This window comes from Rhizobium sp. SSA_523, assembly GCF_030435705.1.
Classification (GTDB): Bacteria; Pseudomonadota; Alphaproteobacteria; order Rhizobiales; family Rhizobiaceae; genus Neorhizobium.
The window spans coordinates 748,633-767,665 of record NZ_CP129381.1 but is presented as its reverse complement, the minus strand read 5'-3'; the positions used below and the strand labels follow the sequence as shown (position 1 = coordinate 767,665).

The following is a 19,033-nucleotide window of genomic DNA, read 5'->3' as shown; positions in this document are numbered from 1 at the left end:
AATTCAGGCAGGAATATATTATTCCTTCCGGCGCGTCAGAAGAGGTTCATGAGCGGCCGGTCGAATGGTGCTTCATCTGTTTCGCCAGGATGATGGCACCGGAGACTGCATCGCCATCCGCCGGTTTCAATCGACGGCGAACATCCGGGGCCAGCCAGGGTTCGAGAGAACCCGACAGACCGCCCAAGAGGGTGACACTTGGCGCCCCGTAATCCACCATCCGGCGGATCAGCGTGTCGATCTGCTCGGCACCGGATTGAACGATCTGCCGCGCGGAGGGCTCCCCCTGGTCGGCGTGACGAAAAACCAGCGGCGCGAATGTGGCATAATCGGTGGCCGTCGCTCGATCCATCCACGCCACCACTTTTGCGGGCTCATGATCGAAACGGCCCATCACCTCGTTCATCAGCGGCGTCATTTCACGCCGGCCGTCATGGGCACGCAAGGCCGCCTGGATCGACTTCAATCCAAGGTCTGCGCCGCTTCCTTCGTCGGAGATCGGAAAGCCATAGCCTCCCGCCCGCCGTTCCTCTCCGCTGACAATCGCAAGGCCGATGGATCCGGTTCCGGCAATGACGATTGCGCCGTCACGGCCGGAATGTGCGCCGAGGCAGGCGGCGGCGCCGTCGGTTGTGAAGCAGGTGGAGCCGAAGGGATGCGGCATCGATTCCAGTTCCTGGCGGGTTCCGGCCCGGGTCAGTCCGGCAATGCCGATCCCGGCGGAAACGGCGGGCGCGTGATCGGGGTCCAGGCCCGCTTCCTCGGCCGCCGCTCGCCAGGCCTTCAGCACTGACGCCCAGGCCTTTTCCGTGCCGAGCCGCGTCGTGGCCGGGCCTGACAGTCCCTGGCCGAGGACCGCGCCATGCGCGTCCTCCAGCCGTGCGCGGCAGCCAGTGCCGCCGCCATCGACGCCGAGATAGAGCCGCTGCGCCTGTTCCATCATGGTCATTGCGAAATCCGCTCTATATCGGCTCCGCACTGCGCCAGCTTGCGGTCCAGTTGTTCATATCCCCGATCCAGGTGGTAGACCCGGTTGATGATGGTTTCGCCTTCTGCGGCAAGCGCGGCAAGCACGAGGCACACGGATGCGCGCAGGTCGGTCGCCATGACCGGCGCGCCTTTCAAGCGGCTGCGGCCGCGCACCATGGCGACCGATCCATTGAGCGCGATATCGGCACCCAGCCGCGTCAGCTCCGGAACATGCATGAAGCGGTTTTCAAAGATCGTCTCGCGAAAGAGGCTCGCGCCATCGGCGAGAGCGGCCATGGCCATGAACTGCGCCTGCAGATCCGTCGGAAAACCGGGATAGGGCTCCGTGGTGATATCGGTCGGGCGCAGACCGCCGGGATGGGTGGCCGGACCGCTGACCACGACCCCGCGATCGCCCGGCCAGATGGTCGCCCCCATGGCCTCCAGCGCCTGGAAGACCGAGGCGAGATGCTCCATGCGGGCATTGACGAGTTCGATCCGTCCGCCGGTAATGACGGCTGCCGCCGCATAGGTGCCGGCTTCAACCCGATCCGGAATGCCATGATGGCTGGCAGGGCGCCAGGTGCGTTGCCCGTCCACGAGCAGGCGATGCGTGCCCGCCCCCTCGATAGAGGCCCCCATGGCGATCAGGCAGGCGGCAAGGTCGCACACTTCCGGCTCGCGTGCCGCATTGAGGATTTCCGTTTCCCCGGACGCGCAACAGGCCGCCATCAATGCTGTTTCCGTGGCCCCCACCGAAGGGCCGGGCAGCACGATCCGGGCGCCGGAGAGGCCGCCTTTTGCCGTCGCGACGATATAGCCGCCTTCGATCATCACATTGGCGCCAAGCGCCGTGAGAACTCGCAGATGCATGTCCACCGGCCGAGCGCCGATGGCGCAGCCGCCGGGTAGCGACACCTTGGCATGGCCGAAGCGACCAAGCAGCGGCGCCAGAACGAGAATGGAAGCCCGCATCTTGCGCACCGTCTCGTAATCCACGTCCCCCGGCTCGACGGCGCTCGGATCGATACGGACCGCCTGGCCCTCCCTGGTGACCTGCGCCTGATACTGCCCGATGATGCGCAGCATATTGTCGACATCGGAGACTTTCGGGAGATTGGTCAGTTCGAGTGGGTAGGGGCTGAGGAGCGATGCCGCGATCTGCGGCAGGCCGGCATTCTTGGCGCCGGAGATCGGGACGGCGCCATCCAGCCTGCGACCACCGGTAATGCGAAGCTGATCCATGATCTTGGTTCCACGCAGTGCCGCCAGGCGGCTGATTTCCTGCCCTCTGAAGGGACGATGGGGGGATGACCGATCATAGGCGAGCGTCTATAATATTCCAGATAATTTTTCAGTTCCGAATAGGTTATTCCTTTTCGAGACGAGAGGCGGGGGCCAGCATGTCCGTTCTGAAAGTCATCCATGCGAAGCTGGAGACAATGACCGAAGCCGAGCGGGAGATCGGCCGGTTTATTATCGATGATCCCGAACGCATGCTCACTCTGTCTTCGGCAGAGCTGGCGGCTGCGACAGGGCGCAGCCAGTCCAGCGTGGTCAAGTTTTCGCAAAAGATCGGTTTCGATGGCTATCAGCAGCTGAAGATGGCGGTGACGCGTGCCAAGGCGCAGGAGTGGCGCGTGCCGACGGGCATGATCCATGGCTCGATCGAGGCCGGCGACAATCTGATCACGATCCAGCAAAAGCTTGTCGCCAGCAAGGTTTCGGCCATGCAGCAGACCATGCAGGTCAATGCGGAAGATCATGTCATGGGTGCGGTGACGGCGCTGATCTCGGCGCGCCGCATCCATCTGGCCGGGATCGGCGCCTCCTCGCTCGTCGCGCGCGATTTCTCCTACAAGCTGCTGAAGCTGGGTCTGATGGTGCTCGTCGACAGCGATACGCATATCCAGATGGCCAATGCCGCGAGCCTGTCGAAAGAGGATGTCCTGTTCGCCATTTCGCAATCCGGCAGCAATGTGGAAACGATCCGGCTTGCCGAGCTCGCGCGCGGATCAGGCGCAACCATCGTGACGCTGACCGGGCTGCACCAGAACCGCCTGAGCGAGCTCTCCGACATTGCCTTGCACACGGTGGCCGACGAGGAGCGGGTCCGGTCGTCGGCGATTACATCGCGGGATGCGCAACTGGCCATCACCGATCTGATCTTCCTTGCGCTCGTCCAGTCCCTGCCGGGCGCCCATGAACAGATCCTCGCCAGCGAGGCGGCGGTCGCCATCCTCAAGACGTGATCACTTGATCGCGCCGGCCGTCATGCCGTTGATGAACTGGCGCGAGAGCCCGATATAGAGCAGGATGATCGGCAGAGCCGAAAGGGTCAGCCCGGAAAACAGCACGCCCCAATCTGTGCCGAACTCGCCCATGAAAGTGGTCAGTCCCTGGGGAAGCGTCTTCAGATCATTGTTCTGGATGAAGATCAGCGGAAAGAAGAAGTCGTTCCAGATCGGCACGACGTTCTGTATGCCGGCAATCACCATGGCCGGTCGGACGAGAGGCAGCATGATCGACCACATGATGCGCGCCTCGTTGGCGCCATCCATGCGCGCAGCGTCCTCCAGCTCGTTCGGCAGGCTGCGGATAAAGCCGGTCATGATGAAGACGGTCGTCGGCAGGCCTGTCGCGACATAGATGAAGATCAGCGAGAACCTTGAATCGATCAGGCCGAGATCGCGCATCTGAATGAAGAGCGGGATGACCGCAAGCTTCAGCGGCAGCGTCAGGCCGGCCAGGAAGAACAGGAGGATGGCGCTCGATCCGCGGAATTCATAGCGCGCGATCGCATAGGCCGCCATGGTGCCGAGCACCAGAATGAGCGCAATGGAGGCGCCTGTCACGATGAACGAATTCATCAGGTAGAGCACGAAATCCGTCTCTGTCCACACCCGCACCAGATTGCCGACATGGCGGAAGTCCGGCAGGCTGAAGGGCGACCTGAAGATCTGCGCATTGGTCTTGAAGGCGGAAAAGATCATGATGACGATCGGCGCGAGCATGACGATGCTGTTGCCGATCAGGATGATCTGGATCAGGCCATCCCAGCCGAAGGTCCTGAAGGTGTGGCTGCGGCTGTCGCTTCTCAAAGCTGGATCTCCCGCTTGCGCAGTTTGAGGGTGATGACGCTCGATATCACGGCGATGAACAGGAAGATCAGCACCGCCAGCGCGCTGCCTGGCCCGAAATTTTCCGCCGATGCCGACATGCTGCCAAAGGCCGTGCGGTAGAAATAGAGGCCGAGCACATCCGTTGCGCCGTGCGGAGATCCGTCAATGCCGGCCATGACGAAGGGAAGCTCGAACCAGTTGAAGGCACCGACGAACAGAAGCGTGAAGACGACCGTTGCCGAAGGCGCAACGAGCGGCCAGACGATCTTGCTCATCTTGACCCATTCGCTTTCGGTTTCCATTCGCACGGCATCGAGGATCTCGGAGGGGATCCGCTGCATTCCGGCGAGAAAGACAAGGGTGGGGAAGCCGACCATATGCCAGGCATTGGCGGCAATGATGGCCGCCAGGGCCGTGGAATCCTGACCAAGCCAGGGCTGCGCCAGCGCGCCAAGTCCGAGCGACCGGAAAGAGACGTTGACCGCGCCGAACAGGGGATGCAGGAAGAGCTTCCACAACAGGCCGACGATCACCGTCGACAGGACCACCGGCAAGAAGACCGCGATCCGGTGGAAGCGCGCGCCCCAGAGTTCGCGCCACAGGCAGTAAGCGAGAATGAAGCCGACGCCGTTCTGCAGGACCATCAGCGCAAAGAAGACGATGATATTGTGCTTGAAGGCATTGATCGTGCGTTCGGAGAAGGGATATTCGAACAGGACCCGGTGAAAATTGTCGAACCAGATGAAATCGCCCCGCGCCAGGCCATGCCATTCATAGAAGGCATAGGCGAAGGCCGACAGGATCGGGTACACCAGAAACAGGCACATGAAGGCCATCGGCGGCACCACGAGCGCGGCGATCCAGAGCCGGCGTCCGGTGAGTGTGCTGGTCAACATCGTCATTCCTTGCAGGCCAATGCGGCTTTCGAACGGTTCGGCTGGGTGTCGGGGCGGGCCGAACGCCCGCCCCGAGGCACAAAGGCCACTACTTCTTGAAAGGCTCGTACCAGGCCGAAAGACCATCGGTCATCGACTTTGCCACCTCTTCCGGCGTGGCCTGTCCGTTGAACATCTTCGAAACGCCGGCCTGGATGAGGTTCGATCCTGTGGGTTCGCCGTAGCGGAAGTTGACAAGCGTCATGTAGGCGATCGACTGCTTGTTGAGTTCGGCGATCTTTGCCAGAACCGGGCTGTCGAAGGTGACGCCCGGGACGGCCGAGATATTGTTCAGCCGGTTGGCAAACGCCTGCGCGAAGTCGGGGCTTGCCGCATAATTCAGGAACTTCAGCGCAGCTTCCGGCTCCTTGGTATTGGCATTGGCGGCAAAACCGGAATCGAAGAACAGCCCGACCAGCTTCTCATCCTCTTCCTTCAGGCCGGGCGCTGCGAAGACGCCCATCTTCAGATCGGGATTCTGCTTGGCAAAATTGGCAAGCTCGAACGATCCGCCGGCAAACATCGCGGCCATTCCGGAGGTGAAGAGCTGCTGCGCGGAGGCATAGTCAAGCCCGACAAAGCCTTCCGGGAAATAGTTGGAGACCTCCTTCAGCCGCGTCAGCGCCTCGATATAGCGCGGATCGTTGAAATCCGTCTTTCCCGCCATGAGGTCGCTGTAGAAACCCTTGCCCATGATGGAAGAGGTGAGCGCCGAGACGATGGTCTCGTTCTGCCAGCCGGTCGCCGTGCCATTGGCGAAGGGCATCAGCCCGGCAGCCTTGAGCTTTTCGCAGGCGGCGATGAGCTCGGCCCAGCTCTTCGGCTCGGCCAGGCCGTTCTGCTCGAAGATCTCCTGGTTGTAGATCACCAGCATGGTCTGGCTCGCCGCCGGAACAGCGTAGAGCTTCTTGTCGGAGCGCATGGTTTCCGACGCGAGCGCCGGCTCCGAAAAGCCCTTGATCGCCGGGATCTTCGTCTCGTCCAGCGGCATCAGATAACCCGCACCGGCCAGGCTCTCAATGCCGCCATAGGTGCGGGTCATCATGAGATCCGGCCCCTTGCCGCCGGCGAGCGCCGTTGCAAGAACGGTATTGTAGCTTGTGGCCTCGAAGGCCTCGAACTTGATGTTGATATCCGGATTGGTCTTGTGGAAGGCCTCGAAGAATTTCTCGTATTCGGCCTTGTCCTCCTGACGCCAGGTCCAGAAGGTTAGGTCGGCGGAGAATGTCGCGCCTGCCGACAGCAGAGTTGCGACGGCCAGGGATGCGCCCAGTAGGTAGCGTTTCATGTCTGTTCCTCTCTTTTTCTCGTTCACAAGGTTTGATTTCGCCTCGATAGCCGCCGTCACGCCGGCAGCCTTTGTTGCGTGGCTGAACTGAAATAATGCGCCTTGCCCGGCAGCAAGCGGATCTTCACCGGCATTCCAGGCGGGTATTGGCAATCCGGAGCGCAGCGGATGGACATGGGCGGATTGTCACCGAAGCGGACATAGACAAAGGCGGTATCGCCCAGATATTCGGTGTAGACCACTTCGGCGGCGAGACCCTCATCGGCTTCGGCGTCGACAATGGTCATGCCGTCAGGGCGGATCCCGAGGAGCAGGCTCCTGTCCGGCGTCTGCGGGCCGCGATCTGCCGTCAGATGGCCAATTCCCTCTACCGTCAGACGGTTGCCCTCCCGCTCCACCGGTATCAGGGCCATTCGCGGCGAGCCGATGAAATTGGCAACGAAGGTATTGGCCGGTGTCTCGTAGAGTTCCCGCGGCGAGCCGAACTGTTCGATGCGGCCGCCATTTATCACGACGATGCGGTCCGCCAGCGTCATCGCTTCGACCTGATCATGCGTCACATAGATGGTCGTCCCGCCAATCTCCCGATGCAGGCGCGCGATCTCCAGCCGAACCTCCGAACGCAGGGCAGCGTCGAGATTTGACAGGGGCTCATCCAGGAGCAGCAATTGCGGCTTGCGAACCAGCGCGCGTCCGATCGCCACACGCTGGCGCTGGCCGCCGGAGAGTTCGCGCGGGCGCCGCTCCAGCAGCGGTTCCAGGCGCAGCATGCGTGAGGCCTCGGAAATCCGCGCCTCGACCTCCGCCTTGGAGAGGCCCATCAACTTTGCGCCGAAGGCCATGTTTTCATAGACGTTCATATGCGGATACAAGGCGTAGGACTGGAAGACCATGGCGATCCCGCGCCGCGACGGGGCAACCTCGTTCATCCGTTGATCGTTCAGCCTGAACTCGCCGTCGGTGATGGGATCGAGGCCGGCGATCAAGCGCAGAAGGGTGGACTTTCCGCAGCCGGACGGGCCGACGAAGACGATGAGTTCGCGGTCCTGGACATCGAGATCGATGCCATGCAGGACCTCGACGGCCTTGAAGCGCTTCTTGATTCCCCTCAGTGACAACCGTGCCAATTGCAAAAACTCCGTTTGTGGTCTCGTCAGGCGCGCTTGCGATCGGCACCGGGATGCAGAAGGTCCTCCACGGCGGCGATCGTGGTGTCCGCTGTGCGGTGGTGGATGCTGTGAACCCAGCCGCAGCGTCTGGCTCCCGCGATGTTCTCAAGCGTGTCGTCGATGAAGATGATGTCGCCCCCGCTGCGCTTCTCCCGTTCCTGCACAGCGCGGTAGATGTCGTCGCCGGGCTTTTCCATTCCCATCTCATGAGAGAGGTAACAGGCGTCGAAAAGCGCCTCGCCCAGCATATGTTCGATGATGTGGCGCCAATGGATCGCCTGGGTGTTGGAGAGGCAGACGACGCGATGGTCCGGACGCAGCGACCGTGCATAGGCGATCATCTCCGGCAGGATGCCGGAAAGAAGTGCCGTCTCCGCGACGATGACGTCCTCACGGGTGATGGCGCAGGCCCTTGCCACCTGATCGGCATAGTCCTCGGATGTGATGCGCCCCAAGCGAAACGCCGCGCTGGCCGCGGCGAGGGCGGCCTGGCTTTCGTGCTCTGGCCGACCACCGCCGGTCAGGATCCGCCGGCGCGCCCCGAGATCGAGATCGATGAAGACGCCACCGACATCGAAGACCAGCAGACCGGGCGCTGAAGATGCGCGGTGCGCGGCATTCCCATCCTCAACCATCGCCCACTCCTCGCTGACAGGCAGCACCTCGGTACCGGCGCATGGCGCCACCTGCAGGTGCGGGCTTCACCTTGCCTTAGGGAATAGGAATTTTCAATTCCCTTTTTTCGAGGCGATGAGAATAAAATATTTTCCGACTTGGCACGGGTCAGGTGGGGTCAGGTCCGCTACGCTTTCGTCAGGCTGACTGCAGATCCGATGGCCCTGCGACTTTATTCTCACCCGACGTATATTATATCCTACTAATGAATAGGAGGGCGTAGCCATTGCCTGTTCAGCGACCAACCGCCGGAACACACCGTCGATCGTGGCCTTTTCAGCCATAGCAGACGGAGGAGGAACCGAGATGGCAGAGCAGGACAGCGGACATTACGACACGCCTGAGGGGCGCTTGGCCCTCTTCAACTTCGCCTTCGAACATGCGCCGATCGGCATTGCCCTGCTGAATGCCCAGGGAAAGGTCGTTCGCTGCAATGCAGCCCTTCTTGCACTGCTTGGACGGGCGCAGGCGAAGCTGATCGGGCACAGCCTCGAGACCTTCACTTATGCCGAGGATGTACAGGCCGAGCGGGCCTTGCTGGATGCCATTCTTGCCGGGCGCAGCGAGGGTTACTCCATCGAGAAGCGTTTCACCCTTCCCGACGGCCGCATCGTCCAGACCCGCGTTCATCTTGCCGTGATGCGGGACGAGGCAGGCGCTGCCGTGCGCTTCATCACCCAGGTCGAGGATATCACCCGGCAGAAACAGCATGAGATCGAGCTGGCGGAGAGGGCCGCGCAGGTGGAGCTTGCCATGGAGGCCCTGCAGGGCGGCTTCTGGCATATGGATATAGCGGCAAACCGCTTCCTCACATCGGAAAAGCTGGCGCATTTCATTGGCGGCCCGGAAATGCCGCGGCTGGATCTGGACGCCTATCTGCGTCGCGTGCGGAAGGAAGACATGACGGCGGCCGATCTTCAGCGGCTGATCAACGGCCAGATCGATCAGTCGGTGGCGGAATACCGGCTGCAGACCGTTGCCGGGGAGCGCTGGATCCGCTGCGACCGGCGGCTTTTGCGTGATGGCTCGGGGCAGCCGGTCCGCATTGTCGGCGTTGCGGTCGATTTTACGGACGAGCGGCATCGCCTGGAGCAGATGGCGCTGAAGGCCCAGACGGATGCTCTGACCGGCCTGCTCAACCGCCGCGGCCTCGACGATGGCTATGAGGCGATGGCCTCGCCTGCGGGCTATGTCGTGCTGGCGATGGACCTCGACGGCTTCAAGCCGATCAATGACCGCTACGGTCATGCGGCCGGAGACCTGGTGCTGCTCGAGACCGCCCGTCGCCTGAGGGCCAATCTGCGCGATCACGATCTGGTGGCCCGCGTCGGCGGCGACGAATTTGTCCTGGTGCTCGCCGCCGATCGCGAGGGCGGCTGCGAAGTGGCGGAACGACTGATACGGGCGGTCCGCGAGCCCATTCTCCTTGCGAAAGAGAGTGTGGCGATCGGCGCCAGCATTGGCGGGCTCTGGACGCCGGTCAAGTCTGCCATCGACGAGCTTTGCGCGCGTGCCGACCTGCTGCTCTACCAGGTCAAGATGAACGGCAAGAACCGCTGGCATCTTGAATGAGGCGCGAGGATCAGAGAAGCGCCGCGGAAAGGCCCGAACCGGCGCGGAAGGCCCGGAAGGCGTCGAGCGCCTGGAGCGATCGTCCCTGATCGATGGCAGCCAGATCGAGAATCACCGCATTGGCCAACGTCATCGGCACGACGAGGGACTGCGACTCGCCGGGCTTCCCGCGGGAGATCCTGATGACATGGTGGAGGGAGGGCGAAAGGGCACTGAAAGCCGGTGGTGGCAGATCGGTCAGCAGGAGGCAGGTGGCGCCCGCCCGGGCGCTCAGCGAGATCACGTCCTGGATCACCGGCGATGTCCGCCGGAAGGCGAAGATCCAAACTACATCATCCTTTGTGAGGCCGGCCATGGTCTCGGCGAACTGATGCATGCGCTCGCAAAGATCGACGGCGTCATAGCCCGATCGGGTGAGACGCAAGGCAACCAGCGATGCGAGAGCTGCCGCGTGGCCGCGCCCGACGATATAGGCGCGCCGACCTCGGCACAGGCTGCCGGAGAAAGCCCGGATGTCCTCGTCCCCGACGGATCCACGAAGCGCCTCCAAGGCGGAGACTTCGCTTCTGACGAGTGATCCGAGAAGGCCGCCTTCTTCCGCCTTGACCAGACGGGCCGCCATTCTGGCCGCCGGGTTTTCGAAATCATCGCCGCCGTCCAGCAGGCTTTTCTGGAGGAAGGCCCGGAACTCGGGATATCCCTTGAACCCCAGCCGGCGTGCCAGCCGGACGGCAGAGGCGGGATGGACGCCCGCCCGCACAGAGACGTCTTTCCCGTTTTCCATCGCCGCTCTGACGGGATTTTCCGTCAGGACATTCAGCAGTCGCGTATCCGCATCGGTCAGTTGAGCGGCGTGATGACGGATGAGCCTTTGAAAGGCTGCGGGGACAAAAACCTCTGACGTCACTCAAGCATCTCCGCAGGCTCCAGGGCAGTGACGCCCTCCGGAGGGTCGACCCGCTTGCCGTCCTGATCATCGAAGAACAGGATCCGGCGGGGATCCCAGGAGATCCAAATCGCGTCCCGATCTTCCGGCACGCTGGTGCGGGGTGCAATGGCGATCAGTCTGCCGGCTTCGCTTTCACAGTGAAGCAGAAGATCGGCACCTGTCATTTCCGAGAAGATCACCCGCGCCGCCAGAGCATGGCCCTGAGGCCTGCTGGCATGCACCTCCAGGATTTCCGGGCGCAGCCCGGCAGTCAACCCGCTTTGATATGCCAGGCCCGGCACTTTCTCCGTCGGCAGGAAGTTGATCGGAGGCGAACCGAGAAAACCGGCGACGAAGCGATTGGCGGGCCGGTCGTAGATGACGTCCGGCCGATCGAATTGCAGCAAATGGCCGTCCTTCATCACCGCGACGCGATCGGCAAGCGAGAGCGCCTCGGTCTGATCATGCGTGACATAGACCATGGTCGCGCCGAGCTGGCGGTGAAGCTCCTTGATCTCGGCCCGCAAGGTTACCCGCAGGGCATTGTCCAGATTGGAGAGCGGTTCATCCATCAAGAAGGTGGAGCTGTCGCGGGCCATGGCCCGGCCCATGGCGACGCGCTGTCTCTGCCCGCCGGACAAAGCTGCGGGCTTGCGCTGCAGAAAGGGTTCCAGTTGCAGCATGCGCGCCACATCATCGGCACGCCGGTTGCGTTCGGTTCGACCCATCCCGCGCAATTCCAGGCCGAACGCGATGTTCTCGCGAACGGTCATGTGCGGATAGAGCGCGTAGTTCTGGAAGATCATCGCGATGTCGCGATCCTGCGGCGCAAGATCATTGGCGCGGCGACCACCGATCTGGAGATCGCCGGCGTCGCACCGTTCCAGTCCGGCGATGATCCGGAGCAAAGTCGATTTTCCGCAGCCGGACGGGCCGACGATGACCACGAACTCGCCCGGACGGATATCCATCGTGATCCCGTGCAGAACGGGCTGGCCGCCCGGATAGGCCTTGCGGATGCCGGTCAGTTCTATGCCGCTCATCAAACATATCCTTTCTCAGCTGCGTTACGGATCTCGATTGCCAGAGTCGGGCGGTCTGTCGTGAATACCTTCACGCCAAAGGCCAGCGCTTTGCGAATCTGCGGGCTGGTGTGAGCAGCCCAGCACCCAAGCTCGATATCGGCGGCGCAGATGGCGGCGGCAGTGGCCTCATCCAGCGTATCGACATGCAGGCCGATCTCGGCGATGGCATGGCTGCGGGCGACCTCGACAACCGTGCCCACCCCAAGCTGACGCAGCACGGCCGGGCTCACGAGCCACAGCCGGGGGCGATCACATGCGCTGCGCAACGCGTCCAGCGATGCGATCAGGAACGACGAAAACACGGTCCGCTCCAGCATTCCGCAGTCCGACAGAAGGCCGATCACCTTGGGAACGAAATTCGGGTACGGCAGGCCATCCGCCCCCGGTTTGATTTCGCACCGGAAATCCACGGGGCTCGTGCTGAAAAGGCTGCAGAGCTCGTCCAGGGTCAAGGGATGGCCGCCACCGCCATAGTTGATCCGCGCGGCCTTCACCTCGTTCAAGGTGAGGCTGGAGATCTCACCGATGGCGTCGGTGGTTGCATCCAGCGTCGGGTCGTGATGGACGATGATGGCGCCATCGGCCGTCGGATGGACGTCGAATTCGACTTCCTCGAGACCCATTCTGGCGGTTGCGGCAAAGCCTTGCGGCGTACTGTCGCCGAATTCCAGGGTGCCGCCGCGATGCGATGCGATGCGTGTCATTGTTCGGAAGATCCTGCTTTACTTGACGGAGCCCATCGTGATCCCGCGCACCAGATGGCGTTCCACCAGCAGGAAGCCGATCAGCACGGGAAGGATGGTGATGGTGGAGGCGGCCATGACCAACGGCCAATCGACGAGGCCTTCGCCGGGATTGATGCTGTAGAGCCGGGCCAGGCCGACCTGCAGCGTGTAGAGATCCTGCCGCCCGACGGCGACCAGCGGCCAGATGTAATTGTTCCATTCGGTGATGAAGATGTAGAGGGCCATGGAGGCGATGGCCGGCCGCGAGAGGGGCACGATGACTCGCCAGAGGACCTGCAGGGGCGTGGCGCCGTCCATGTAGGCGGCCTCATCCAGCGCTTTCGGAATGCCGCGAATATATTGGCGAAGGAAGAAGGCCGCAAAACCATTCGAAATGGCCGGCAGGATGAGCCCCGCATAGGTATCGAGCAACCCGGCCTTGGCCAGAGTGAGGTAGTTCGGAATGAGGCTGATATGGCTGGGAATCATCAGCGTCGCGACGGTCGCGCCGAACAGCAGGTCGCCGCCTGGGAAGCGGAACCGGGCAAAGGCGAAGGCGGCAAGCGTCGCCAGAGTGATGCCAAGCACCGTCACGAGGCCGGAAACGATCACGCTGTTCAGCAGATAGCGGGCGAAATTGAACTCGCTGATCGAGCGGGTGTAATTTGCGAGCGTGAAGGCGAATGTTCCGGTGTAGAAGGCGTCGGCCGTCTGGAACGACATCCAGACGGAATAGAGGACCGGCGAGAGGAAGAGCAGGCCGGCCAGAAGGGCGAGCCCGGTAAAGGCGGGATGTTCACGCTTCATAATGCACCTTGCGGCCGATAATGCGGGATTTCAGGATGGCGAGCCCGACAAGCAGGATGAAAAGCAGCACCGCCAGTGCTGATCCGCGGCCGATGTCGAACAAGACGAACCCGATTTCATAGAGGCGGTTGACGATCATGTCAGTTGCGCCGGCAGGCCCGCCATGCGTCATGACATTGACGATGGTGAAGACCTGGAAGGCCTCGATGACGGAGATGACCAGCAGGAAATAGGTCGTCGGCATGACCAGCGGGAAGGTGACCCGGCGAAACACGTGCAGGCGGCGCCCGCCATCGACGGACGCCGCATCGTAGAGCTCCTGCGGAACGGCTTGCAGGCCGGCAATATAGATGACGACGTCATAGCCGATCTGTTTCCAGGTATTGACCATGATGATGACGAAGAGCGCGAGGTGCGGATCCTGCAGCCATTGCGGCCTGCCCAGCCCGAGCGCTGCCAGGCCTGCATTCACCATGCCGTAATCGGTCGCGAAGACCCACGAGAAGACAACCGCGATCGATACGGTGGAGGTGACGGCCGGCAGGAAGAGCGCCCCGCGCAGGAGACGCGATGGCAGCGTTTCCCGCACGAGGTAGCTCGCGATCGCCAGGGCGCAGGCCAGTCGCAGGGGCACGGACAGGACCGTGAACAGCGTGGTGACCTTCAGGGCATTCCAGAATTCGCTCGACGCCGCCAGGTCCTGATAGTTGCGCAGGCCGACAAAGGGCATGTCCGGCGTCAGGAAGTTCCATTGGCGCAGGCTCAGATTGAGGCTGGTGAGGATGGGAATATAGGTGAAGACCGCAATGAAGATCATCAACGGCGCAACGAAGAGATAGGGGGTGAACTTGCGGGACATGGTCATGGCCGCGCCGGCAGACTCACGGTCCGCCGGCGCCCTCTGCTGAGAGATCAGTTGCTGACGCGCTCGTTTTCAGTGCGCGTGCGCTTGGCGAAATCCTTGAGGGTCTCTTCGACGCCGCCTTGGCCGAGCGCCATGACCTGCCAGACCTTGTACTCGTTCGAACGCATCCAGGTGACGACGGTCGATCGGGCGCGGCCATGCGCATGGGGCAGGGAGTTGATCGCAACGTCGATGCCCGGCTGCGACTCCAGCGCCTTCAGTGCCGCGGGCTGAGCCGCGCTGTTCTTGTTGATCGGCAGGTAACCGGTCGCGGCGAACCAGATCGCATTGGCCTCCGGCGAGGCGGCATAGCTGACGAATTTATAGGCCGCATCCTGCACCTCTTTCGCAGACGATGCCATGATGCCGATGCCGGCGCCGCCGATCGGCACGGAGCAGACCTTGTTGCAGGGCATGGGCCGAACGCCGAGCTTATCGCCGAGCGCCTTCTTCATCCCGCCATAGCTGCCGGTTGAATCCATGTCGATGCCGACTTTGCCCGCCATGAAGGCAGCATTGCCGTTGTCCTCGTCCGTCACGCCGTCCGGCGAGGCGACCTTGTGCTCCTTCACCAGCGACGCCATCCACTGATAGGCTTCGATAGTGTTGGGCTTGTCGAGCAGGATTTCGTTGGTCGTGCTGTCGATCAGGTCGCTGGCATTGGCCATTACGAGGCCCCAGCGCGCGAACTGGCCGGGCGCGGCGATGCCGGAAACCCCTTCCGAACCGAGTTTTTCCTGGATCGTCTTGGCGGCTGCGAGAATATCGTCGAATGTCTTCAGGGGCGTGTCGGCAGGGAGGCCGGCGCGGGCGAAAATATCCCTGTTGACGTAGAGGACCGGTGTCGAGGAATTGAACGGCACCACGTAATTCTTGCCGTTGATGACGCCGATCTCGCGGGCGAAATCGTAAAGGTCGTTCTTCAGCGGATCCGCCTCGACATAGGGCGTGAGGTCGGTGAGGATATTGTTATTGGCAAACAGGCCGTAGCGGGTCACTTCCAGGATAACGGCATCCGGCGCGCGGCGTGCCGGAATGGCGGCCTGCAGTTTGGCGACGATATCATTGTAATTGCCGACGAATTCCGCCTCGACGCGAATATCGGGATTAGCCTTTTCGAAGCTTGCGATGATTTTCGCCAGCGCGTCGCCATTGGTTTTGCTGAAGCTGTGCCAGAACTTGACGGTGGTGGCCGCGTCGGCCTGTCCCGTTGAGGTTCCCATGGCAACAAGCATTGCCAGAGCGCCGGCTGCAATTGCGCGATGAAATTTCGAAGCCATCTCTCTCTCCTGTGCAAGTGAAATTGCAATGAGGATCGAGTACTGCCGCTTCGAGACAGGCAGGTGACACGGATATTATGGTTTGATGACATTCCGTCTGACCGCACCGTAGCGGCGCGGTCAGGGCCGGAGATCGTCGGTGCTGCCCCTAGCGGCTGCCGACGGCGTGGGCTGTCTTCCTGACCAGCAATTGCCGGATCGCAATGGGGGCGACCAGCACGATACCGATGATCGTTGCCGTCAGGTCCGGCGCGACGAGCAGGATGGCGGAGAAGACTAGCGCGATGCGCTCATACCAATGGAGCGGCGCAAACAGCCAGTTCGATACGGCCGCAGCCAGCGCGATGATTCCGAGGACGGTCCCGATGAAGGCAAGCAGGAAATTGCCCCAGGTGAAGTTCGCGGTGACGAGCAGAAGTGCCGGCTGGAAGGCGAAGACGAAGGGTACCAGCGCCTTTCCCATGCTCAAGCGGAAGGCTGTATTGCCCGCCTTGAAGGCATTGGCTCCGGCAATTCCCGCGCCGGCATAGGCGGCCATGGCCACCGGCGGCGTCACGTCGGCCAGAACGCCGTAGTAGAAGACGAAGAAGTGGGCGACAAGCGGTTCCACCCCCAGCAGGCCGAGGATGGGTGCCGCGACCGCGACCATGATGATGTAATTGGCCGTGGTCGGAATCCCGCAACCCATCAGAATGCAGACCACCGCCGTCAGCAGGAGGGTGAACAGCAGAGTGAGGGTCGGCACACCCATGACGTCGAAGGGCAGGAGGGCGAGCACGCCATGCACCGACGCCGCCCAGTCCTGGGCGAGGCCTGTGACCATGTAGGCGATCTTGAAGCCGACGCCGGTCAGGGTGACCACGCCGATGACGACGCCGACAAGCGCTGCCGCGGCGGTGACCGAGAGTGACTGCTTGGCGCCGAGGATGAAGCCTTCCCAGATCCCATGCGCCGTCGCTGCCAGGCCCGCAGTGAGGCCGTTGGCGCGAACCTGCTGGATGAGAAGAACGACACAGCACGCGCTGATCGACCAGAAGGCGGCAGCAAACGGCGTGCGGCCGGACAGCAGCACGGCAATCAGGATGATCAGCGGGACGACCGAGAGCCAACCCTCGCGCAGCACTTTCAGGACATTGGGGAGTTCGGAGGCGGAGAGGCCGCGCAGGCCGAGCCGCTTGGCTTCCAGATGCACCTGCACCAGCACCCCGAAGAAATGCATGAAGGCCGGCACCAGGGCGGCGGTCAAGATCGTGGTGAGCGGCAGGCCGAGATATTCGATCATCAAAAAGGCGACGGCGCCCATCACCGGTGGCGTGATCTGCCCGCCGGTCGATGCGGCGGCCTCGACGGCCGCAGCGAAATGGCGCGGATAGCCGACGCGGATCATGGCCGGGATTGTCAGCGCGCCGGTGGTGACCGTATTGGCGATCGACGAGCCGGAGATGGAGCCGAGCAGTGCAGAGGACAGAACCGCAACCTTGGCCGGCCCGCCGCTATAGCGGCCGGCGATCGCAGACGCGACGTCGATGAACAATTGCCCGAGACCGATGCGCGTCGCCATCACGCCGAACAGGACGAAGTGAAAGACATAGGTGGCGATGACGCCGAGGGCCGTGCCGTAAATGCCCTGCGAGGTGAGGTAGAGATGGTTGACGATATTTCCCCAGCTCGCACCGGGGTGAACCAAGATGCCCGGCATGGACTTGCCGTAATAGGCATAGGCCATGAAGAGGATGGCGATCACGGGCAGCGGCCATCCCATGGACCGGCGCACCGCTTCCAGGAGGACGACGATCAGGATTGTCCCCATCACGATGTCGATGGGCAGCGGATTGCCGACGCGGAAGGCAAGCTCGCTGTAGATCCACGGAACGTAAAGGGCCGTTACAAGACCGGCAATGCCGAGTATCCAGTCGAAAGCGGGTAGCCCGAAGGGAGCCAGAATGCCTGGCTTGACCTCCTTCTTGCCAAAGGCCGAAAAACTCAGGAAGACGAGAAGGATCGTGACCCCCATGTGGAGGCCGCGATGGATCGTGGCCTGGGGAATGCCGAACCCCGCCGTGTAATAGTGATAGCAGGACAGCAGGAACAGGATCGCGCCGGTTACGATCGTCAGCGGCCAGGCCAGAACCCGAAAGCGCAGCTCCGGATCATAGGTCTCTTCGATTGCCTGAAGCTCGTCTGCAGTCAGGTGACGGATGTCCTGCGCGGGCGCATTGTCGTTCTTTTCGGTCGTCATGAGATCCATCTCCTGCAATCCAAAGACAAGCAAGGCCGCGCATTGCCTGCGCGACCTTTGTTCTGCGTCCTAGGGCCAAACCCAGTCGGGGTCTGGAGCGTTCTCCGCGAAGGCGTCGAAAAGCCTATTTGGACCTGGTCACCACGGCAGCCTCTTCTCCTGGTCGCGCCCAGAACCCGCTCTCGCCACGCCCGAAGCCCCAACCCCCGCTTGAGGGTCGACCCTAGAGCGCTGTGCTTACTTGAGAAGCCCGGCTTCCTTGTAGAACTTTTCGGCGCCCGGATGCAGCGGAACGCCGACGCCGTTCAGCGCGGTTTCCTTGGTGATGGCCTTGCCCTTGGCATGGCCCGCATCCAGCTGCTTGCGGGTGCTTTCGTTCCACAGAGCCTTGGTGATGCCGTAGATCAGCTCTTCCGGCTGATCCGCACTGGTGATCCACTGGGCACCGACGGACAGGGTCTTGACCGCATCCGGATTGCCCTCATAGGTGCCGCCCGGCACGGTGTCCTGTGCAAAGAAGCTGTAGTTTTCGCAGATGGACGGAGCCTCATCGCAGGTGATCGGGACGAGCGTCACCTTGTGCTGGCTGGCCAGTTCGGCAATCGCACCGGCAGGGAAGCCGCCAACAAAGAAGAAGGCGTCCATGGCGCCGTCACGCATGCGGTCGGCAGCCTGATCCGGCTTGAGGAATTCTGCGGTCACATCCGCTTCCTTCAATCCGTAGCCTTCCATGATGATGCGCGCATCGACAAGCGTGCCGGAGCCCGGCTCGTCGAGCGAGACGCGCTTGCCCTTCAGGTCCTTGACGCTCTTGATGCCGGATTCCGCGCTTGCGACGAGGTGGATGCTTTCCGGATAGAGATTGGCGATCACACGCAGCTTTTCAACGGCGGGCTTGCCCTCCCAGATTCCGGTCCCGGAATGCGCCCAGGTGGCCACGTCCGACTGGGCAAAGCCCGATTCCAGCGTGCCGCCGGCAATGGCGTTGATATTGGCGACCGAACCGTTGGAGGAGAGTGCGGAGGCAACGAGGCCGGGAACGCCGCAGGAGCCGCCCTGGTCGCAGCTGCGCGAACCGGGCGGGCTGGAAATGGCGTTCGCCAACAGGCCGCCGATCGGATAATAGGTGCCGGCCGTGCCGCCAGTCCCGATCCGGAAGAAGGACATGTCCTGTGCACCGGCCGATGTGGCGAGACCTAGGGCAAGCACTGCACCCGCGAGAAATTTGACGTGTTTCATAACCGTTCCTTCTCCTATGATTGTTTTTCTAGCGGCAGGGTAGAAGGGTTTCCCGGATTGAGCAAGCTTTGGGACACAATTTTGCCAAAATGAGCG

17 protein-coding genes are annotated in these 19,033 nt (G+C 62.3%); 2 read left to right on the top strand and 15 right to left on the bottom strand.

What is annotated here, in order from left to right; all coding sequences use genetic code 11:
• Nucleotides 1–46: 46 nt before the first annotated feature.
• Complete coding sequence (locus QTJ18_RS04815; RefSeq protein ID WP_489667215.1) at nucleotides 47–943, bottom strand: glucosamine kinase nucleotide-binding domain-containing protein; 897 nt, start codon at nucleotides 941–943, stop codon at nucleotides 47–49.
• 2 nt (nucleotides 944–945) lie between these two features.
• Entirely contained in the window at nucleotides 946–2,214 is a 1,269-nt protein-coding gene (gene murA, locus QTJ18_RS04810) for a UDP-N-acetylglucosamine 1-carboxyvinyltransferase (RefSeq protein ID WP_252753145.1), read from the bottom strand.
• A gap of 158 nt (nucleotides 2,215–2,372) precedes the next feature.
• Here murA and QTJ18_RS04805 point away from each other — a divergent pair, with 158 nt between their 5' ends.
• Complete coding sequence (locus tag QTJ18_RS04805; protein ID WP_252753146.1) at nucleotides 2,373–3,221, top strand: MurR/RpiR family transcriptional regulator; 849 nt, start codon at nucleotides 2,373–2,375, stop codon at nucleotides 3,219–3,221.
• Here the strand turns inward: QTJ18_RS04805 and QTJ18_RS04800 are convergent, their stop codons facing one another.
• The 5 genes from QTJ18_RS04800 to QTJ18_RS04780 all read right to left on the bottom strand — a co-directional run bounded on the left by QTJ18_RS04800 (nucleotide 3,222) and on the right by QTJ18_RS04780 (nucleotide 8,118).
• Nucleotides 3,222–4,070, bottom strand: a complete 849-nt coding sequence (locus QTJ18_RS04800; RefSeq protein ID WP_252753147.1) for a carbohydrate ABC transporter permease — start codon at nucleotides 4,068–4,070, stop codon at nucleotides 3,222–3,224.
• On the bottom strand, nucleotides 4,067–4,987 hold the full coding sequence (locus tag QTJ18_RS04795; protein WP_252753148.1) for a carbohydrate ABC transporter permease: 921 nt from the start codon (nucleotides 4,985–4,987) through the stop codon (nucleotides 4,067–4,069). Before QTJ18_RS04795 ends, QTJ18_RS04800 begins: the two co-directional genes overlap by 4 nt.
• Nucleotides 4,988–5,075: 88 nt before the next feature.
• Nucleotides 5,076–6,314 (bottom strand): extracellular solute-binding protein, encoded by a 1,239-nt coding sequence (locus QTJ18_RS04790; protein ID WP_252753149.1) that lies wholly within the window; start codon nucleotides 6,312–6,314, stop codon nucleotides 5,076–5,078.
• A 56-nt stretch (nucleotides 6,315–6,370) separates the two neighbouring features.
• The gene (locus QTJ18_RS04785; RefSeq protein WP_252753150.1) at nucleotides 6,371–7,441 is read right to left on the bottom strand and encodes an ABC transporter ATP-binding protein; all 1,071 of its coding nucleotides are present in this window, start codon (nucleotides 7,439–7,441) and stop codon (nucleotides 6,371–6,373) included.
• A gap of 26 nt (nucleotides 7,442–7,467) precedes the next feature.
• Nucleotides 7,468–8,118 (bottom strand): HAD-IA family hydrolase, encoded by a 651-nt coding sequence (locus tag QTJ18_RS04780; protein ID WP_252753151.1) that lies wholly within the window; start codon nucleotides 8,116–8,118, stop codon nucleotides 7,468–7,470.
• 346 nt (nucleotides 8,119–8,464) lie between these two features.
• On the opposite strand from QTJ18_RS04780, the gene QTJ18_RS04775 reads away from it, so the two are divergent.
• Nucleotides 8,465–9,730, top strand: coding sequence for a sensor domain-containing diguanylate cyclase (locus QTJ18_RS04775; protein ID WP_252753152.1), 1,266 nt, complete (start codon nucleotides 8,465–8,467; stop codon nucleotides 9,728–9,730).
• Nucleotides 9,731–9,740: 10 nt separating this feature from the next.
• Here the strand turns inward: QTJ18_RS04775 and QTJ18_RS04770 are convergent, their stop codons facing one another.
• The 8 genes from QTJ18_RS04770 to QTJ18_RS04735 all read right to left on the bottom strand — a co-directional run bounded on the left by QTJ18_RS04770 (nucleotide 9,741) and on the right by QTJ18_RS04735 (nucleotide 18,937).
• The gene (locus QTJ18_RS04770) at nucleotides 9,741–10,637 is read right to left on the bottom strand and encodes a MurR/RpiR family transcriptional regulator (RefSeq protein ID WP_252753153.1); all 897 of its coding nucleotides are present in this window, start codon (nucleotides 10,635–10,637) and stop codon (nucleotides 9,741–9,743) included.
• On the bottom strand, nucleotides 10,634–11,701 hold the full coding sequence (locus tag QTJ18_RS04765) for an ABC transporter ATP-binding protein (protein ID WP_252753154.1): 1,068 nt from the start codon (nucleotides 11,699–11,701) through the stop codon (nucleotides 10,634–10,636). The genes QTJ18_RS04770 and QTJ18_RS04765 overlap by 4 nt, the downstream gene beginning before the upstream one ends.
• Entirely contained in the window at nucleotides 11,701–12,447 is a 747-nt protein-coding gene (locus QTJ18_RS04760; protein ID WP_252753155.1) for a glycerophosphodiester phosphodiesterase family protein, read from the bottom strand. Before QTJ18_RS04760 ends, QTJ18_RS04765 begins: the two co-directional genes overlap by 1 nt.
• Before the next feature lie 18 nt (nucleotides 12,448–12,465).
• Nucleotides 12,466–13,275: a carbohydrate ABC transporter permease gene (locus QTJ18_RS04755; RefSeq protein WP_252753156.1), complete on the bottom strand. Its 810-nt coding sequence runs from the start codon at nucleotides 13,273–13,275 to the stop codon at nucleotides 12,466–12,468.
• Nucleotides 13,265–14,134, bottom strand: coding sequence for a carbohydrate ABC transporter permease (locus tag QTJ18_RS04750; RefSeq protein ID WP_252753319.1), 870 nt, complete (start codon nucleotides 14,132–14,134; stop codon nucleotides 13,265–13,267). Before QTJ18_RS04750 ends, QTJ18_RS04755 begins: the two co-directional genes overlap by 11 nt.
• Nucleotides 14,135–14,187: 53 nt before the next feature.
• The gene (locus QTJ18_RS04745) at nucleotides 14,188–15,459 is read right to left on the bottom strand and encodes an ABC transporter substrate-binding protein (RefSeq protein ID WP_252753157.1); all 1,272 of its coding nucleotides are present in this window, start codon (nucleotides 15,457–15,459) and stop codon (nucleotides 14,188–14,190) included.
• A gap of 148 nt (nucleotides 15,460–15,607) precedes the next feature.
• Nucleotides 15,608–17,698: a TRAP transporter permease gene (locus QTJ18_RS04740; protein ID WP_252753158.1), complete on the bottom strand. Its 2,091-nt coding sequence runs from the start codon at nucleotides 17,696–17,698 to the stop codon at nucleotides 15,608–15,610.
• A 237-nt stretch (nucleotides 17,699–17,935) separates the two neighbouring features.
• Entirely contained in the window at nucleotides 17,936–18,937 is a 1,002-nt protein-coding gene (locus tag QTJ18_RS04735) for a TAXI family TRAP transporter solute-binding subunit (protein WP_252753159.1), read from the bottom strand.
• Nucleotides 18,938–19,033: the final 96 nt, after the last annotated feature.

What these genes read in the sequence shown, in the direction of transcription:
- QTJ18_RS04815 (WP_489667215.1), bottom strand. Translation starts at nt 943, where the DNA reads ATGATGGAACAGGCGCAGCGGCTCTATCTCGGCGTCGATGGCGGCGGC.
- murA (WP_252753145.1), bottom strand. Translation starts at nt 2,214, where the DNA reads ATGGATCAGCTTCGCATTACCGGTGGTCGCAGGCTGGATGGCGCCGTC.
- QTJ18_RS04805 (WP_252753146.1), top strand. Translation starts at nt 2,373, where the DNA reads ATGTCCGTTCTGAAAGTCATCCATGCGAAGCTGGAGACAATGACCGAA.
- QTJ18_RS04795 (WP_252753148.1), bottom strand. Translation starts at nt 4,987, where the DNA reads ATGTTGACCAGCACACTCACCGGACGCCGGCTCTGGATCGCCGCGCTC.
- QTJ18_RS04790 (WP_252753149.1), bottom strand. Translation starts at nt 6,314, where the DNA reads ATGAAACGCTACCTACTGGGCGCATCCCTGGCCGTCGCAACTCTGCTG.
- QTJ18_RS04780 (WP_252753151.1), bottom strand. Translation starts at nt 8,118, where the DNA reads ATGGTTGAGGATGGGAATGCCGCGCACCGCGCATCTTCAGCGCCCGGT.
- QTJ18_RS04775 (WP_252753152.1), top strand. Translation starts at nt 8,465, where the DNA reads ATGGCAGAGCAGGACAGCGGACATTACGACACGCCTGAGGGGCGCTTG.
- QTJ18_RS04765 (WP_252753154.1), bottom strand. Translation starts at nt 11,701, where the DNA reads ATGAGCGGCATAGAACTGACCGGCATCCGCAAGGCCTATCCGGGCGGC.
- QTJ18_RS04760 (WP_252753155.1), bottom strand. Translation starts at nt 12,447, where the DNA reads ATGACACGCATCGCATCGCATCGCGGCGGCACCCTGGAATTCGGCGAC.
- QTJ18_RS04755 (WP_252753156.1), bottom strand. Translation starts at nt 13,275, where the DNA reads ATGAAGCGTGAACATCCCGCCTTTACCGGGCTCGCCCTTCTGGCCGGC.
- QTJ18_RS04750 (WP_252753319.1), bottom strand. Translation starts at nt 14,134, where the DNA reads ATGTCCCGCAAGTTCACCCCCTATCTCTTCGTTGCGCCGTTGATGATC.
- QTJ18_RS04745 (WP_252753157.1), bottom strand. Translation starts at nt 15,459, where the DNA reads ATGGCTTCGAAATTTCATCGCGCAATTGCAGCCGGCGCTCTGGCAATG.
- QTJ18_RS04740 (WP_252753158.1), bottom strand. Translation starts at nt 17,698, where the DNA reads ATGACGACCGAAAAGAACGACAATGCGCCCGCGCAGGACATCCGTCAC.
- QTJ18_RS04735 (WP_252753159.1), bottom strand. Translation starts at nt 18,937, where the DNA reads ATGAAACACGTCAAATTTCTCGCGGGTGCAGTGCTTGCCCTAGGTCTC.